At 55.9% G+C, this 15586-nt stretch carries 17 protein-coding genes; 5 read left to right on the top strand and 12 right to left on the bottom strand.

Translation table 11 applies throughout. From position 1 onward, the window contains the following. Window positions 1-13: 13 nt before the first annotated feature. Window positions 14-478 carry an outer membrane lipoprotein gene (locus tag ACE38U_RS14100; RefSeq protein ID WP_038473171.1) on the bottom strand — a complete coding sequence of 155 codons (465 nt, stop codon included), beginning with the start codon at window positions 476-478 and terminating at the stop codon, window positions 14-16. A 291-nt stretch (window positions 479-769) separates the two neighbouring features. On the opposite strand from ACE38U_RS14100, the gene anmK reads away from it, so the two are divergent. The 5 genes from anmK to pdxY all read left to right on the top strand — a co-directional run bounded on the left by anmK (window position 770) and on the right by pdxY (window position 5376). Continuing rightward, window positions 770-1894, top strand: coding sequence for an anhydro-N-acetylmuramic acid kinase (gene anmK, locus ACE38U_RS14105; protein WP_375529969.1), 1125 nt, complete (start codon window positions 770-772; stop codon window positions 1892-1894). Between the two features lie 91 nt (window positions 1895-1985). After that, window positions 1986-2309, top strand: coding sequence for a C-type lysozyme inhibitor (mliC, locus tag ACE38U_RS14110; protein ID WP_038473167.1), 324 nt, complete (start codon window positions 1986-1988; stop codon window positions 2307-2309). A gap of 57 nt (window positions 2310-2366) precedes the next feature. After that, on the top strand, window positions 2367-3023 hold the full coding sequence (gene pdxH, locus ACE38U_RS14115; protein WP_375529970.1) for a pyridoxamine 5'-phosphate oxidase: 657 nt from the start codon (window positions 2367-2369) through the stop codon (window positions 3021-3023). A gap of 138 nt (window positions 3024-3161) precedes the next feature. Beyond that, on the top strand, window positions 3162-4436 hold the full coding sequence (gene tyrS / locus ACE38U_RS14120; RefSeq protein ID WP_038473162.1) for a tyrosine--tRNA ligase: 1275 nt from the start codon (window positions 3162-3164) through the stop codon (window positions 4434-4436). 79 nt (window positions 4437-4515) lie between these two features. Then, window positions 4516-5376: a pyridoxal kinase PdxY gene (pdxY, locus tag ACE38U_RS14125; RefSeq protein WP_038473161.1), complete on the top strand. Its 861-nt coding sequence runs from the start codon at window positions 4516-4518 to the stop codon at window positions 5374-5376. Window positions 5377-5573: 197 nt separating this feature from the next. Here pdxY and gstA read toward each other — a convergent pair whose 3' ends face one another. The 11 genes from gstA to ydgT form a co-directional block, all read right to left on the bottom strand. Then, window positions 5574-6176, bottom strand: coding sequence for a glutathione transferase GstA (gene gstA, locus ACE38U_RS14130; protein ID WP_038473158.1), 603 nt, complete (start codon window positions 6174-6176; stop codon window positions 5574-5576). A 109-nt stretch (window positions 6177-6285) separates the two neighbouring features. Next, entirely contained in the window at window positions 6286-7791 is a 1506-nt protein-coding gene (dtpA, locus tag ACE38U_RS14135) for a dipeptide/tripeptide permease DtpA (protein WP_038473155.1), read from the bottom strand. Between the two features lie 605 nt (window positions 7792-8396). Beyond that, the gene (nth, locus tag ACE38U_RS14140; protein WP_038473152.1) at window positions 8397-9032 is read right to left on the bottom strand and encodes an endonuclease III; all 636 of its coding nucleotides are present in this window, start codon (window positions 9030-9032) and stop codon (window positions 8397-8399) included. Next, window positions 9032-9718 (bottom strand): electron transport complex subunit E, encoded by a 687-nt coding sequence (locus ACE38U_RS14145; protein WP_038473150.1) that lies wholly within the window; start codon window positions 9716-9718, stop codon window positions 9032-9034. Before ACE38U_RS14145 ends, nth begins: the two co-directional genes overlap by 1 nt. Then, the gene (gene rsxG / locus ACE38U_RS14150) at window positions 9715-10341 is read right to left on the bottom strand and encodes an electron transport complex subunit RsxG (RefSeq protein ID WP_375529971.1); all 627 of its coding nucleotides are present in this window, start codon (window positions 10339-10341) and stop codon (window positions 9715-9717) included. The genes ACE38U_RS14145 and rsxG overlap by 4 nt, the downstream gene beginning before the upstream one ends. A 9-nt stretch (window positions 10342-10350) precedes the next feature. Further along, window positions 10351-11403 (bottom strand): electron transport complex subunit RsxD, encoded by a 1053-nt coding sequence (gene rsxD, locus ACE38U_RS14155; RefSeq protein WP_375529972.1) that lies wholly within the window; start codon window positions 11401-11403, stop codon window positions 10351-10353. Beyond that, window positions 11404-13359 carry an electron transport complex subunit RsxC gene (gene rsxC, locus ACE38U_RS14160; protein ID WP_375529973.1) on the bottom strand — a complete coding sequence of 652 codons (1956 nt, stop codon included), beginning with the start codon at window positions 13357-13359 and terminating at the stop codon, window positions 11404-11406. Beyond that, window positions 13352-13930 (bottom strand): electron transport complex subunit RsxB, encoded by a 579-nt coding sequence (rsxB, locus tag ACE38U_RS14165; protein ID WP_038473139.1) that lies wholly within the window; start codon window positions 13928-13930, stop codon window positions 13352-13354. Before rsxB ends, rsxC begins: the two co-directional genes overlap by 8 nt. Next, window positions 13930-14511 (bottom strand): electron transport complex subunit RsxA, encoded by a 582-nt coding sequence (gene rsxA, locus ACE38U_RS14170; RefSeq protein WP_008456422.1) that lies wholly within the window; start codon window positions 14509-14511, stop codon window positions 13930-13932. The genes rsxB and rsxA overlap by 1 nt, the downstream gene beginning before the upstream one ends. Window positions 14512-14588: 77 nt before the next feature. Then, on the bottom strand, window positions 14589-15029 hold the full coding sequence (locus tag ACE38U_RS14175) for a DUF2569 family protein (protein ID WP_038473135.1): 441 nt from the start codon (window positions 15027-15029) through the stop codon (window positions 14589-14591). 79 nt (window positions 15030-15108) lie between these two features. Next, entirely contained in the window at window positions 15109-15342 is a 234-nt protein-coding gene (ydgT, locus tag ACE38U_RS14180) for a transcription modulator YdgT (RefSeq protein ID WP_038473132.1), read from the bottom strand. Between the last annotated feature and the right edge of the window lie 244 nt (window positions 15343-15586).

Consider the following 15586-nt stretch of genomic DNA (forward strand, 5'->3'; position numbering starts at 1 on the left):
ATTTTGCGTTATCTTAGCGTGGTGCAACGGTGATGCTGTTGCCGCTGCCGGAGATGGCAACACGCTGGCCAACGGAGTAACGGGTATCACCCTGTTTCTGCACGGCCATGATGGTTTGACCATCATCTTTACGGATTTCCAGCTCAACGCCTTTGCTGTTGCCCGCTGCGCCGCCGATGGCGTCGCCAGCCAGGCCGCCTGCTACGGCGCCGCCAGCGGTAGCCAGGGTGCGCCCGGTGCCGCCGCCGACGGTGTTACCCAACAGACCGCCCAGTACTGCACCACCGATGGCACCGATAGTGCTGTTGCCGTCGCTGCCTTTAATGGTGACGGCGCGAACGTGGGTAATGGTACCGTAAGTCACGGTTCTTACCTGTTTAGCTTCGGACGCGTCGTAAACATCGCCGGACAGCCCTTCGTTGGCACAGCCAGCCAGGGTCAGAGCAACCAGTGAAACTGCCAAAATACGTGAAATCATTTGTACCTCTCCTGTGAACCCATCAACGCTCGGTGAGCATCCGTTATGGCTAAATTATATGGCAATTCCTGGCCATAGTTCATGTTTGTTCTACAACAATCCTGTAAAAATAGTAAATCAAACGTCTTTAACAACAATTAAACCGCTGCGCTTTGCTAATTTGGCTTAAGGCGCAGCCCGCCTGTTACGGCAGCTGACACAGATTATTAATAAAAATTATTAATAAATCATGATATTGCGTGCTAATTTAAGCGCATTAATTTACCGCCCCGACGAGAATAAGGAGTGACGATGAAATCAGGTCGCTATATTGGCGTGATGTCAGGCACCAGTCTGGATGGCATCGATGTGGTGCTGGCCGCTATCGACGAACACCTGGTCGTCCAGCAGGCGAGCTACAGTCACCCGATGCCGCTGGCCATCAAAAACGCCGTTCTTGCCGTGTGCCAGGGGCAGCAGCACACGCTGTCCCAGTTCGGGCAATTGGACAATCGGCTTGGAAAATTGTTCGCCGAGGCGGTACAAATCCTGGTAAAACGCGAAGGGCTCAGGCCTGAAGACGTGACGGCCATTGGCTGTCACGGGCAAACCGTCTGGCACGAACCGCACGGCGAAGCTGCCCACACGCTGCAGATTGGCGATAATAACCAAATCGCCGCGTTGACCGGCATCACCGTGGTGGGGGATTTCCGCCGTCGCGACATGGCGCTGGGCGGGCAGGGTGCGCCGCTGGTGCCCGCGTTCCATCAGGCGCTGCTGGCTCATCCGGTAGAACGCCGGATGGTGCTCAATATTGGCGGCATTGCCAACCTCTCGTTGCTGATCCCCGACCAACCGGTCAGAGGTTACGATACGGGCCCTGGCAACATGCTGATGGATGCCTGGATCTGGCGGCAGCGGGGGAAAGGCTACGATAAAGACGCCGAGTGGGCGAGCAGCGGAAAAGTCATCATTCCGTTACTGCAGCAGATGCTCAGCGACCCTTATTTCTCTGCCCCCGCGCCTAAAAGCACCGGACGTGAATACTTTAACTATGGCTGGCTTGAGCGCCAGCTGGCCAGGTTCCCCGCGCTTGCCGGGGAAGATGTGCAGGCCACGCTCACTGAATTGACCGCCACAACCATCGCCGAGCAGGTGTTATTGAGCGGCGGCTGTGAGCGCGTAATGGTGTGCGGCGGTGGCAGCCGTAACCCGCTGCTGATGGCCCGTCTTGCCGCGCTGTTGCCGGGAATTGAAGTCACGACAACCGACGAGGCAGGGATCAGCGGGGACGATATGGAAGCTCTGGCCTTTGCCTGGCTGGCGTATCGCACGATGTCCGGCCTGCCGGGGAATCTTCCTTCGGTGACCGGCGCCTCTGAGCCAACGATACTTGGCGCCATTTATCCGGCAAATCCTCGCCATAATCAGAGTTAACTGAAATTATCTTCTTCCCGTAGCCGCTAAACTGAAGGCGTAAAGGAGGGCGCAGGCCCTCCAGGGATAAGAAGATCTTCAGGATACTCAGATGAAAAAACTGCTTGCTGTCACCCTTCCACTGCTGCTCGCCGGCTGCAGCTACTACAACGCCTTTCTCGAAAAAATGCATACCGATACGCTGGTCTACCAGTGCGACGAAAAGCCGTTGACCGTGAAGCTGAATAACGACAAACAGCAGGTGAGCTTTGTCTACGACAACCAGCTATTGACCCTGACTCAGGGACTTTCCGCCTCCGGGGCGCGTTATACCGACGGCGTTTACGTTTTCTGGTCCAAGGGTGAAGGCGCGACGGTCTATCGTAAAGACAACATCGTGCTGAATAATTGCCAGTTGCAAACGGCCAAACGTTGAGATTTCTTAGGGTGGAGAGCACAATAGCTCCACCCGAGGATAGCCTGACGTAACGCCATGTCTGATAACGACTCTTTGCAACAGATTGCACATTTGCGCCGCGAATACACCAAAGGTGGCCTGCGACGCCACGATCTCACCGACACGCCGCTGCCGCTGTTTGAACGCTGGCTGGCCCAGACCTGTGAGGCGAAGCTCGTTGACCCTACCGCGATGGTTGTCGCGACGGTCGATGAAAACGGCCAGCCGTATCAACGCATCGTGCTGCTGAAACATTTTGATGAAAAAGGCCTGGTGTTTTACACCAACCTTGGCTCGCGTAAGGCGCATCACCTTGAAACGAACCCGCGCATTAGCCTGCACTTCCCGTGGCATATGCTGGACAGGCAGGTGATGGTACAGGGCACCGCCGAGCGTCTTTCCACGCTTGAGGTACTGAAATACTTCCACAGCCGCCCGAAGGACAGCCAGATAGGCGCCTGGGTGTCGAAGCAGTCGAGCCGTATTTCCGCGCGCGGCGTGCTTGAAAGCAAATTCCTTGAGCTGAAGCAGAAATTCCAGCAGGGCGAAGTGCCGCTGCCGAGTTTTTGGGGCGGCTACCGCGTCAGCATCGAACAGATGGAGTTCTGGCAGGGGGGCGAACACCGCCTGCACGACCGCTTCCTTTACCAGCGCGACGGAGCTGCCTGGAAAATAGACCGCCTCGCGCCGTAAAGCCAGGATTTTCAGCTTAAGGGCTGGTGCTAACTGCGCCAGCCCTTTATTCTATGTGCCCTAAAAATGAATTCTTTCGCCAGTGGGCGAAAAGCCGTGTACCGGCAAAGGTGCAGTCGTATAGAGATGGAGAATTTGATGTCGAACATCAATTTGATAAAACAATTGCAAGAGCGGGGCCTGGTGGCCCAGGTGACGGATGAGGATGCGTTAGCAGAGCGACTGGCGCAGGGGCCAATTGCACTCTATTGCGGCTTCGATCCTACCGCCGACAGCTTGCATTTGGGCCATCTGGTTCCGCTGCTGTGCCTGAAACGCTTTCAGGAAGCAGGCCATAAGCCGGTTGCCCTCGTGGGCGGCGCGACCGGTCTTATCGGCGATCCAAGCTTTAAAGCCGTTGAGCGCAAACTGAACACCGAAGATACCGTGCAGGAGTGGGTGGAAAAAATTCGCCGCCAGGTTGCGCCGTTCCTCGACTTTGACTGCGGTGAAAACTCCGCCGTCGCGGCTAACAACTATGACTGGTTTGGCGGCATGAACGTGCTGACCTTCCTGCGCGACATCGGCAAACACTTCTCTGTTAACCAGATGATTAACAAAGAGGCCGTCAAACAGCGCCTGAACCGTGATGATGTGGGGATTTCCTTTACCGAGTTCTCCTACAACCTGCTGCAGGGCTACGATTTTGCCTGCCTGAATAAACTGCACGGCGTGGTGCTGCAGATTGGCGGTTCCGATCAGTGGGGCAACATTACCTCCGGTATCGACCTGACCCGTCGTCTGCACCAGCAGCAGGCTTTCGGCCTGACCGTGCCGCTGATCACTAAATCTGACGGCACCAAGTTCGGAAAAACCGAAGGTGGCGCGGTCTGGCTCGATCCGAAGAAAACCAGCCCGTACAAATTCTACCAGTTCTGGATAAACACCGCGGACGCCGACGTTTATCGCTTCCTGAAGTTCTTCACCTTTATGGACATTGCGGAAATCAATGCCCTGGAAGAAGAAGACAAGAACAGCGGCGCTGCGCCTCGTGCTCAGTACGTGCTGGCAGAGCAGGTGACTCGTCTGGTTCACGGCGAAGAAGGCCTGACCGCCGCCAAACGTATTACCGCCAGCCTGTTTAACGGCAACCTGAGCGACCTGAGCGAAGCAGACTTCGAACAGCTGGCTCAGGACGGCGTCCCGATGGTTGAAATTGAACGCGGTGCCGACCTGCAACAGGCGCTGGTGGACTCCGAGCTGCAGCCATCCCGTGGCCAGGCCCGTAAAACCATCTCTCAGAATGCGATTACCATTAACGGTGAAAAACAGTCTGACCCGGAATACACCTTCACCGAAGGCGATATTCTCTTTAACCGTTACACCCTGCTGCGTCGCGGTAAAAAGAACTACTGCCTCGTCTGCTGGAAATAAGTTATCGGAATAGAAAAGCACGGCTTACGCCGTGTTTTTTTTTAGCAAGCACAACACCTGGCGATACCCGAGTAGAAAAATGAAAAACATTCTTGCTATCCAGTCCCATGTGGTATTTGGTCATGCCGGCAACAGCGCCGCCGAATTCCCGATGCGCCGCCTGGGCGCTAACGTCTGGCCGCTGAACACGGTGCAGTTCTCTAACCACACTCAGTACGGGAAATGGACCGGCAGCGTAATGCCCGCCAGCCACCTGAGCGAGATTGTGCAGGGGATTGCGGATATAGGGCAGCTGCAGCGTTGTGACGCGGTGCTGAGCGGTTATCTGGGCTCGGCGGAGCAGGGCGAACATATTCTTTCTATCGTGCGTCAGGTGAAGGCGGCTAACCCGAACGCCAAATACTTCTGTGACCCGGTGATGGGCCATCCGGAAAAAGGCTGCATCGTGGCGCCTGGCGTGGCGGAATACCACACGCGCTACGCCATGCCTGCCAGCGATATCATCGCGCCGAACCTGATTGAGCTGGAAATTCTGAGCGGCCACAGCGTGAACAACGTGGCCGAGGCCGTCGCGACGGCCCGCGAGCTTATCGCTCAGGGGCCAGAAATCGTGCTGGTGAAACACCTGGCCCGGGCGGGCTATCAGCAGGATCGTTTTGAAATGCTGCTGGTGACGGCTGAAGAGGCGTGGCACATTCATCGCCCGCTGGTGGACTTCGGCGAACGTCAGCCGGTTGGCGTGGGCGATGTGACCAGCGGCCTGCTGCTGGTTAAGCTGCTGCAGGGTGCGACGCTGCGTGAAGCGCTGGAGCACGTCACGGCGGCGGTGTACGACATCATGATCGTCACCAAACGCATGGCGGAATACGAGCTGCAGCTCGTTGCCGCTCAGGACGGCATCGCCAAACCTGAGCATTACTTCACCGCGGTGAAGCTCTGAAACAGAAACGCCCTCAGCTGAGGGCGTTCAGATTGATGACAAACACCCGAAAAACGTGGTTTTCGGGTGTTTGGGGCAAACCAGAGAACATCATTCATTGTTTTTATTAGACCGAAGTTCGGATCTTTTAAGGTCAATGAACTTTGTCAGCAGTCTCAACGCCCTCAATAGAGGGCGTTTTGCTTTTAAGGGATGACTTAAATCCCTTCGGCGGTCAGCGCCGCAGAAACTGCCGGGCGCGCCTTCATGCGTTCAACATAGGCTTCGATATTCGTCAGGCCAGCCAGATCCAGCTTCAGGCCGTACGCCCAGCGCAGCACGGTGAACAGGTAGGCATCTACCACCGTGAAGCGCGAGCCCATCAGCCACTGTTTGTCCTTCAGCTCTTCGTTCACGTACTGGAATTTCTTCTCCAGCTGTTTGCGAACCACGGCCTTGAACTCTTCTGGCGTAGCCGGGTTGAACAGCGGAGAAAAGCCTTTATGCAGCTCGGTCGCCACATAGTTCAGCCACTCCAGCGTGTGATAGCGGGTCATGCTGCCCGCCGGTGCCAGCAGCTGGCGGTCGGGAACCTTATCTGCCAGATACTGGACGATAGCCACGCCCTCGGTCAGCAAAGAGCCGTCATCCAGCACCAGCGCAGGCACCTGGCCTTTCGGGTTAATGGCGAGGAAATCGTCACCGTTTTCGGTGCGTTTGGTCGCCAGGTCAACTTTTACCAGTGAAAAGTCCAGACCTGACTCACGCAGGATAATGTGCGGGGAGAGGGAACAGGCACCGGGCTTGAAATACAGTTTCATGACTAACTCCTTTAGGGCGCTAAGATAACCTATGGTAGTGCGGACTCGGTGAAAAAAAAAGCCGCCGGCTGTGAGGCCGGCGGCTAAATTATCATTTTTCCGGGGAAAGTTACGCCGTAGCGGTTTCGTTAGCCTTTTCCGCTTTGTCTTCACTCAGCGTCATGCGGTTCAGCTTAGGCGCTGTCAGCAGCATCAGCACGGCAATCACGCCGGTGACGATACCAATCTGCATGAAGACACGACCGTACACTTCCAGAGACAGCAGCGGGTCGGTAACGTTTTCCGGTACCGCCATCAGGCCAGCAACTTTACCGGCGATGATGGCCGCACCTGCGGTCGTCAGGAACCAGCTACCCATAATGAAGCCCATCAGGCGCTGTGGTACCAGCTGTGCAACCATGGCAAGGCCCAGGCCGGAAATCATCAGCTCACCGATACTCTGCAGCGCGTAGCTCAGAATCAGCCAGTTCACGGAAACCATACCCGCGTCGCTGGCAAACTTCGTGCCGACCGGCAGCACCAGGAAGGCGAAGGAGCACAGCACCATACCGATAGCAAACTTGTGCGGCATAGGCAGGCGGTCACCCATCTTGTTGTAGATTGCGGCCAGAATCGGGCTACCAATCATGATCCAGAACGGGTTCAGCGCCTGGAACTGCTCTGCCTCGAAGGTGATGCCGAGAATTTCATGGCCCACGTTACGAATAGCGAAGAAGTTCAGGGAAGTCGGCATCTGGCTGTACAGCACGAAGAAGACGATAGCTTCAACCATCAGGATGAAGGCCACGATCATCTTGCGGCGAGCTGCGCCTTTCATCGCAAAGGCTTCTTTAGCGAAGATAAGGACGATACCCAGGGCAACAACGCCCAGTACGGCGCGAGCAATGCCCTGGTTGTGCAGCAGCCAGGTAGCAACCGCAACCAGCACCACGACGCCGGCGATGGTCGCCATCAGCTTACCGAAGTGTACCGGCGCGAAGTCAGGTTTGGAGCCGTAGTTCTTCACCCACTTTTTGCAGAAGATGAAGTTCACGAGGGTAATCAGCATACCCACGAAGCTCAGGGAGAACGCGGTGCTCCAGCCGTACTGCGCAGCCAGCCACGGGGTGGCGAGCATAGAGAAGAAGGAACCGATGTTGATGGACATGTAGTACATGGTGAATGCACCGTCCAGACGCGGGTCGTCTTTCTCATAGCAGGTAGAAAGCAGCGAGGAAGGGTTAGCCTTGAACAGGCCGTTACCTACCGCGATGGTGGCCATACCGATATACACCACGCTTACGTCGTGGCCGGAGTAGGCAACAAGGGCGTAACCGATAGCCAGTACGACAGTACCGAGCATGATGACGCGTTTTGTGCCGAGTACTTTGTCACCCAGCCAGCCGCCAATGGCAACCAGGCCATAGACCAGGGCGCTAAAGGAGGAGAACAGCGTGATGGAGTCCGCTTCGGACATGCCCAGCATTTTGACCAGGTAAACGGCCATGATGCCCTGCAGGCCGTAATAGCCGAAACGCTCCCAGAGCTCGATGGAGAAAATCAGGTAGAACGATTTAGGTTGCTTGAACGCGTTAAGACTCACGTTTTCTGCTGGTTCTTTGTTTGCAGTCGACACATATACCTCTTTTTTTACATCCCGCTTTAATAAGGGGCTTGCTCATGCCTTACCGCATTGGTAAGCATTTTTCTTGTTATAAGGAAGGAAAAACGGGAGGTAATGTTCACTATCCAGGGGGCTCAGGCAAGGGGTTTGTAATAATTTGTTACATATATCCATGACAAGATAATACGCCATAAGGTGAATTGTTATTCAGCGTTAAATTTTACCAATTCATTTATTAACGATTTTTTGTCTTTTTTAAAAGCGATTTTTTAACATTGCAGTTATATGTTCTGCTTTTTCGCCTTAAATGCAGTGTTAATAACCATATTATTCAATATGCATGGCCTATTGTATTGCAATAGATCCATTAATCCTAACGATAGCAAGGCCTTAGAGATGTTTTGATTACCTTTTCGCAACCTTGAGTTATCAAAGTGATATAGATCACAAATTTATAGAAATTTCTTATCGCAAAAAAACGATTAACCTGGTGAGCCGATTATAGAGCGCACAATATAAAATCTGCCGGCGGATTTAACGGAATAAAAGTGTGCTTTCGGGGTTTTTAACAGGCAGGGGGGTTATAAAGCGCCCGGCGGTAACGCGAGCGCCTGAGTTCAGACGTCTACTTTCTCTTTGAATTCGCAGAGGTCTTCGATAATGCATGAGCCACAGCGAGGCTTGCGGGCAATGCAGGTGTAGCGCCCGTGAAGGATAAGCCAGTGGTGGCAATCGACCTTAAATTCTGCGGGAACGACCTTAAGCAGCTTTTCCTCTACCTGCTCGACGTTTTTCCCTGCGGCGAACTGGGTGCGGTTACAAACCCGGAAGATATGGGTATCAACGGCAATAGTCGGCCAGCCAAAGGCGGTATTAAGCACCACGTTTGCCGTTTTACGGCCCACGCCGGGCAGGGCTTCCAGCGCCGCTCTGTCTTCCGGCACTTCTCCGCCGTGCAGCTCCAACAGCATCCGGCAGGTTTTGATGACGTTTTCCGCTTTGCTGTTAAACAGGCCGATGGTTTTGATGTACTCCTTCACGCCGTCCACGCCAAGCGCCAGCATGGCGGCCGGAGTATTGGCGACAGGGTAAAGCTTTGCCGTCGCTTTATTGACGCTGACGTCGGTGGCCTGAGCGGAGAGCAGAACGGCAATCAGCAGCTCAAAGGGGCTGCTGAAGTTGAGTTCTGTCGTGGGGTGAGGATTGTTATCTCTCAGGCGGGTGAGGATCTCAACGCGCTTGCTGTTGTTCATTAAGCCTTCTCTGCAGTGCCTTCCACGGCGGCGCTTTCACGAGCGCGGCGGGCCTTCATTTTTTCATCAATGAGGTATTTTATCGCCAACAGCATGCCAAGGCCAATAAAGGCGCCCGGCGGTAACATGGCGAGCAGGAAAGGCGTGTCGGTGTGGAAGACTTCAATGCGCAGCACTTTTGCCCAGTTGCCAAGCAGGCCGTCTGCGCCGTCAAACAGCGTGCCGTTGCCAATGATTTCGCGCAGAGAGCCCAGCACGAACATCGCGCTGGTGGCGCCAAGGCCGGTAGCAAAGCCGTCCAGAGCGGCATAAGGCACGCTGGCTTTTGCCGCATAAGCTTCGGCTCGCCCTACGACGATACAGTTGGTCACGATAAGCGGGATAAAGATCCCCAGCGACTGGTAGAGCCCAAACGCGTAGGCGTTAATCAGCATCTGCACGATGCTCACCACCGAGGCGATGATCAGCACATAAACCGGAATACGAATCTCAGCGGGCACCCAGCGACGCAGCGCGGAGATTGTGCCGTTAGTTAGCGTCAGCACCAGCGTTGTGGCAAGCCCAAGGCCCAGGGCATTGGTTGCCGTGGAGGTGACGGCAAGCAGTGGACAAAGGCCCAGAAGCTGAACCAGCGCCGAGTTGTTTTTCCATAGCCCGTTTATCAGGACACGTTTTGTTTCGCTCATTGTTGATCTCCACAGGCAGGCAGTTCGTTGAGCTGCGCTGGCAGGGTCTGTGCGAACAGGCCTGCACGCTTAACGGCGTTGACCACCGCGCGCGGGGTAATGGTCGCCCCGGTAAATTGGGTAAACTGACCGCCGTCTTTTTGCACCGCCCAGGTCGGGTCATTGCTGCCCTGAATGCGCTTGTTGGCAAAATGCGTTATCCAGTCGCTCAGACGCAGTTCAATCTTGTCGCCAAGGCCCGGCGTTTCATGGTGCTCGGTGACGCGTGTGCCGAGTATGGTGCCGTTAAAATCAGCGGCAACCAGAATTTGTATAGCACCAGAATAGCCGTCCGGCGCGGTAGCTTCCATGACCACGGCAACCGGCTTATCGCCTTTGCGCGCCACGTAGATGTGCCGTGTGCCCTTGCCGAGAGGGGAGTCCTTTACCAGCAGGCAGCTGTCCTGAATGCGGTTATCGTAAACGTCATCTGAAATCACCTGATCGAACAACATCTTTTGCTGCAGCGCAGACTGCTGCGCGATGGTGGGTTTGGTGAGTTCGTTGACCAGTGCCGTAAGTCCGGTAAACAGGGCGGCAAACAGCGCCAGGGCGATGCCATGCTTTTGCATTGTTTTAAACATAGCGTCTCCTTAGCGATGGCCGTAAGCGCGAGGGCGCGTGTAGTAGTCAATCAGCGGCACGGTGATGTTGCCCAGCAGCACGGCAAACGCCACGCCGTCCGGATAGCCGCCGTAGGTACGAATCAGCCAAACCAGCAGGCCAACCAGCGCCCCAAAAATCAGCCGACCGCGATTGGTGGTCGAGGCGGTGACCGGATCGGTCAGGATAAAGAACGCGCCAAGCATGGTCGCGCCTGAGAACAGGTGCACCATCGGCGACAGGCATTTTTCCGGGGAGATAAGCCAGCCGAGCGTGGAGCAGACGGCTAAAGCAACCAGGAAGCCCGCCGGGATATGCCAGCGAATGGTGCCGCGCCACAGCAGGAACAGGCCGCCGGCCAGATAAGCCAGGTTAACCCACTGCCAGCCGAGACCCGCCAGCGCACCGCCGTAGATTGGCGCGCTCAGCAGTTGCTCAGCGGAGTGGCCCGCATGCAGGCCGGTTTTAAACGTGTCCAGCGGCGTCGCCTGGCTGATGCCGTCTACGCCCATGCGTAGCGTATCCATGGTGCCGCCCGCGGTGGTTGCGCCGTGGAAAATTATTTGCAGGCTGTCTACAAAACCAGGCACGGTGGCGGCGATGGACTGCGGAGGCAGCCACGAAGTCATCTGCACCGGGAAAGCAATGAGCAGCACAACATAGCCAATCATGGCCGGGTTGAACGGGTTATTGCCGAGACCGCCGTAAAGCTGCTTGGCAATGATGATGGCAAACACCATCCCGAGCACCACCATCCACCACGGCGCGAGAGGGGGAATACTGATCCCCAGCAGCAGGCCGGTCAGCAGCGCAGAGTTATCCCCCAGATAGGTTTGCACCGGTCTTTTGCGCAGGCGTAATACCAGCGCCTCTGCGGCCATCGCGCTGACGATCCCCAGCACAACCTGAATCAGCGTTCCCCAGCCAAACCAGTACCACTGCATCGCAATGCCGGGCAGGGCCGCGAGAGAAACCAGCATCATAATCCGCGCGGTGCTGCGCTGGTTATGGGTGAACGGGGAGCTTGCGATTTTAAAAACCATTTATTCCTCTGGAGACATCTGAGCGGCTTTACGTGCCTGAACGCGGGCAATTGCCGCAGCCACTGCAGCTTTGCGTGGATCTTGTTCTTCTTGTGGTGCAGGTTGTTCGCTTTCTGCCTTCTGCGCTGCTTTACGAGCTTTTGCGCGAGCGATGGCGGCTTCGACAGCGGCTTTACGCGGATCAACGGCTTCCTGCTCAGCGGCCACAGGCTCCGCGCTTTCGGCATTCTGCGCAGCTTTGCGGGCCTTAGCACGGGCGATAGCGGCTTCAACGGCGGCCTTGCGCGGGTCCACCTCTGCGCTGACCGTCGATTCTGCCTGTTGTGCTTTCTCCGCCTGGCGAGCACGCGCTTCAGCCTTACGGGCTTCGCGAGCAGCAATTACTTCGCTGTTGTCCGGCACGCTGCCGGCTTGAACGATAATAGGTTCTTCGCTGGCCTGGGCTTTTTTGCTCTTCACGCGGGCAAGGGCGGCCTGAATAGCGTCATTGTCCTTCGCCGTCGGCTGAACTGCCGCATTTTTGTGGCGTTCAAGGCGGGCGGCTTTCTCGCGCTCCAGCCTTTCTTGACGAGCTTCAAAACGAGCTTTGGCTTCAAGAGTGCGTTTTGCTTCCAGTTCTATCTCACGGATCTCGGCTTTTTCCTGACGGAAATACTGCACCAGCGGGATATTACTCGGGCAAACGTAAGCGCAGGCGCCGCATTCGATGCAGTCCGCCAGGTTATGCGCGGTAGCTTTGTCGTGCTGCTGGCCTTTGCTATACCAGTAAAGCTGCTGCGGCAGCAGGTCCGCCGGGCAGGAGTCCGCGCAGGCGCTGCAGCGAATACAGCCTTGTTCTTCTTCCTGCTCGCCCATCTCACTCGGAGAAGGCGCCAGCAGGCAGTTGGTGATTTTTACCACCGGCACGTCCAGCCACGGCAGGGTGAAGCCCATCAGCGGGCCGCCCATAATGACCTTCTGATCCTGGCTCGGGCGGAAGCCTGCAAAAGTCAGCAGGTGGCTTACCGGCGTACCCAGACGCGCCCAGACGTTACCCGGTTGGGTAATAGATTCACCGGTTAAGGTCACAACGCGCTCGGTCAGAGGTTCACCGTCTATCACCGCGCGCTTGATAGCATATGCGGTGCCGACGTTTTGCATCAGAATACCGATGTCGGACGAACGGCCGCCGTGAGGAACCTGCTTGCCGGTCAGAATTTGCGTGAGCTGCTTGGCGCCACCGGACGGATATTTCGTCGGGATCACCCGCAGTTGCATATCGTGGCTGTCTGCCAGCACCGCACGCATCATCGAGATGGCCTGGGGCTTGTTGTCCTCGATGCCGATAAGAATGCGCTGCGGCTTAAGAATATGGGCCAGAATGCGAACGCCTTCGACGATTTGAGCGGCACAATCCTGCATCAGGCGATCGTCGGCGGTGATGTAAGGCTCGCACTCTGCGGCGTTAATAATGAGCGTATCTATTTTGTCGCCGCCGCCCTGCAGTTTACTGCCGGTAGGGAAGCCTGCGCCGCCGAGCCCGGCTACGCCGAACTGGTGAATACGTTCGATAAGCGCTTCACGCGTCTGGCAGCGGTAATCGCTCCAGCCGTCCCGCTCTATCCAGCGGTCCTCGCCGTCTGCATCGAGAATAATGCTAAGTTCTGCAAGGGCAGAAGGGTGCGCGGTGGAATGCGGCGCAATATCTTTAATGGTGCCGGAGGTTGGGGCATGCACCGGCAGCATACGCCCGCGACCGCGAGTCAGCGGCTGGCCGCGCAGCACATAATCACCGGGCTTCACGCACAGTTCGCCTTCCGCACCGATATGCTGCTTCAGCGGGATCACGAGCTGGGACGGCAGCGGTACCTGGCGCAAAGGCGTGCCGTTAGACTGGGTCTTCATCTCTGGCGGATGAATGCCGCCGTCAAAGTCCCAAATCCTGTCTTTTTTAAAACGATTGAAGATATTAAGCATGATTGTCCGCCGGGATCATACGCACCGGGATGGTCTGCAAATCCCATTTCCAGCTTTCGGTCGTGGGGCTGACGGGAATCAGTTCGATGCAGCGGGTAGGGCAAGGATCGACACAGAGGTTACAGCCCGTGCACTGGTCGCTAATCACGGTGTGCATGGCGCGGGTCGCGCCGACGATGGCGTCAACGGGGCAGGCCTGAATGCATTTTGTGCAGCCGATGCAGTTCGCTTCGTCAATCACGGCCAGCATTCGCACCGGCTCTGCGGCGGTGGCGTCGCCGTCAATCGGCTGAGGTTCTACGTTCAGGGCGGTAGCAATTTTCAGCATCACGGCTTCGCCGCCGGGCGCGCATAAATTGATTTTCGCGCCCTGATTACCTACGGCTTCCGCATAAGGGCGGCAGCCGGGATAGCCGCACTGGCCGCACTGGCTTTGCGGCAGCAGTTCGTCAATGCGGTCGACAATGGGGTCTTCTTCCACTTCGAAGCGGCGAGAGGCATAGCCAAGGATCAGGCCGAACAGCAGCCCCATCAGCGTGACCGAGATAATAGCCATCCACAACGTTGTCATCAGAACTTCACCAGCCCGCTAAAGCCCATAAAGGCGAGGGCCATCAGGCCTGCGGTGACCAGCGCGATAGCGTTACCGCGAAACGGCGCCGGAATATCGGCCACGACCATACGCTCGCGAATAGCGGCAAACAGCACCATCACCAGCGAGAAGCCCAGCGCGGCGGAAAAGCCGTACACCGCAGACTGCAGGAAGTTATGGCCGAGGTTAATATTAAGCAGCGCCACGCCGAGCACGGCGCAGTTGGTGGTAATCAGCGGCAGGAAGATACCCAGCAGGCGATAAAGCGCCGGGCTGGTCTTGCGTACCACCATCTCGGTGAACTGAACGACGACCGCGATAACCAGAATAAAGGCCAGCGTGCGCAGATAAATCAAGTCCAGCGGCACGAGGATAAGTTCGTCAATGATCCAGGCAAAAATAGAGGCGAGCGTCATCACGAAGGTCGTGGCAAGCCCCATCCCGATGGCACTTTCCAGCTTTTTGGAAACTCCCATAAACGGACACAGGCCAAGGAACTTCACTAACACGAAGTTATTGACGAGGACGGTACCAACGAAGAGCAGCAAGTAATCTGACATGATTCGACCTGAAACAAAAAAAGCCGCCTATTATCGACTAATCGGCGGGCGGCGACAACGGGCTATCTATAGGGTTATTACGGGTTAATGAAGGTCTGCTTCACTCGCTTAGAACGCTTCAAATAAGGCACCAGTAATGCGGCGGCGAGCAGGGAAGGCAGCAGCAGCTGTACGGCAACCTTGTCACTGACCGGTGAAAACGCAAAAGATTTAATCGCCAGCAGGACGGTAAGCAGCAGCCAGAGAATATAATGGCGCACTACGTTTTTGCGGCGTTTAAAGAAGGCGATGGTCAGCCAGAGCGTGTAGGCCCACATCGCCATCGCGCAGCCAACGGACAGGCTGAACAACAGCGTTGTTTTGGCGTCCGCGCTGCCCAGAGCCTGACGGGCTTCCGGGGAAAGAATCATCATCAGGAAACTTAGCAGCGCCACGGAGCTGCTGAGCAACGACATCAGCAGCCAGGCCAGCGGGGCAAGCAGCCAGCCAGCAATACGCGGGGGTTGGGTCGTCGTCATGTTTCCTCCCGATTTAAGAATATGGTGAATAAAGCGGGGGGATTATAAGGGATTTTGCCGCTAATGCTACTCGCAGCGGCTATTGAACGTAACGCCAGACCGTTTTAGGCACGCATCCCAGGTCGAAAAGTCTTCCGCCGGAGGCCAGTTCAGCCCTGCGGTGATCCGCCGCCCGGTACATATTCATGATCTCATGGCTGTCCGTGAGGGTGTAATTCAGGTGGTCAAACAGCTTTTCCAGATTTTCCTGAGAGCTGATTTTGCGGAATTTCATCAGGTAATCCAGGGCACTGAGCGGGGATACATTTTCCATAGAGTGTATAAATAATAAATAATGTTCGGGTAAGGGAGAAGCGATGATAAGCGCAAATGAGGCAGCGGCTTAGCGCTATTATTAACCGACGGAATAATTAGGAGTTTTCTTTGCATTTGCCAGGAATATCACGGCAGGGAACACATAAATCCTCCTTGCTTTTAATTTACTAGTTTAAATAAATGCTTTATTTAAAGCCACAATAAATATCAGGCTAATTAGCAATAATGGCGGTCTTTTGCCT

The organism is Cedecea selenatireducens (assembly GCF_042138895.1).
Taxonomy (GTDB): Bacteria; Pseudomonadota; Gammaproteobacteria; order Enterobacterales; family Enterobacteriaceae; genus Cedecea; species Cedecea selenatireducens.

What these genes read in the sequence shown, in the direction of transcription:
- ACE38U_RS14100 (WP_038473171.1), bottom strand. Translation starts at nt 478, where the DNA reads ATGATTTCACGTATTTTGGCAGTTTCACTGGTTGCTCTGACCCTGGCT.
- anmK (WP_375529969.1), top strand. Translation starts at nt 770, where the DNA reads ATGAAATCAGGTCGCTATATTGGCGTGATGTCAGGCACCAGTCTGGAT.
- mliC (WP_038473167.1), top strand. Translation starts at nt 1,986, where the DNA reads ATGAAAAAACTGCTTGCTGTCACCCTTCCACTGCTGCTCGCCGGCTGC.
- pdxH (WP_375529970.1), top strand. Translation starts at nt 2,367, where the DNA reads ATGTCTGATAACGACTCTTTGCAACAGATTGCACATTTGCGCCGCGAA.
- tyrS (WP_038473162.1), top strand. Translation starts at nt 3,162, where the DNA reads ATGTCGAACATCAATTTGATAAAACAATTGCAAGAGCGGGGCCTGGTG.
- pdxY (WP_038473161.1), top strand. Translation starts at nt 4,516, where the DNA reads ATGAAAAACATTCTTGCTATCCAGTCCCATGTGGTATTTGGTCATGCC.
- gstA (WP_038473158.1), bottom strand. Translation starts at nt 6,176, where the DNA reads ATGAAACTGTATTTCAAGCCCGGTGCCTGTTCCCTCTCCCCGCACATT.
- nth (WP_038473152.1), bottom strand. Translation starts at nt 9,032, where the DNA reads ATGAACAACAGCAAGCGCGTTGAGATCCTCACCCGCCTGAGAGATAAC.
- ACE38U_RS14145 (WP_038473150.1), bottom strand. Translation starts at nt 9,718, where the DNA reads ATGAGCGAAACAAAACGTGTCCTGATAAACGGGCTATGGAAAAACAAC.
- rsxG (WP_375529971.1), bottom strand. Translation starts at nt 10,341, where the DNA reads ATGTTTAAAACAATGCAAAAGCATGGCATCGCCCTGGCGCTGTTTGCC.
- rsxD (WP_375529972.1), bottom strand. Translation starts at nt 11,403, where the DNA reads ATGGTTTTTAAAATCGCAAGCTCCCCGTTCACCCATAACCAGCGCAGC.
- rsxC (WP_375529973.1), bottom strand. Translation starts at nt 13,359, where the DNA reads ATGCTTAATATCTTCAATCGTTTTAAAAAAGACAGGATTTGGGACTTT.
- rsxB (WP_038473139.1), bottom strand. Translation starts at nt 13,930, where the DNA reads ATGACAACGTTGTGGATGGCTATTATCTCGGTCACGCTGATGGGGCTG.
- rsxA (WP_008456422.1), bottom strand. Translation starts at nt 14,511, where the DNA reads ATGTCAGATTACTTGCTGCTCTTCGTTGGTACCGTCCTCGTCAATAAC.
- ACE38U_RS14175 (WP_038473135.1), bottom strand. Translation starts at nt 15,029, where the DNA reads ATGACGACGACCCAACCCCCGCGTATTGCTGGCTGGCTGCTTGCCCCG.
- ydgT (WP_038473132.1), bottom strand. Translation starts at nt 15,342, where the DNA reads ATGGAAAATGTATCCCCGCTCAGTGCCCTGGATTACCTGATGAAATTC.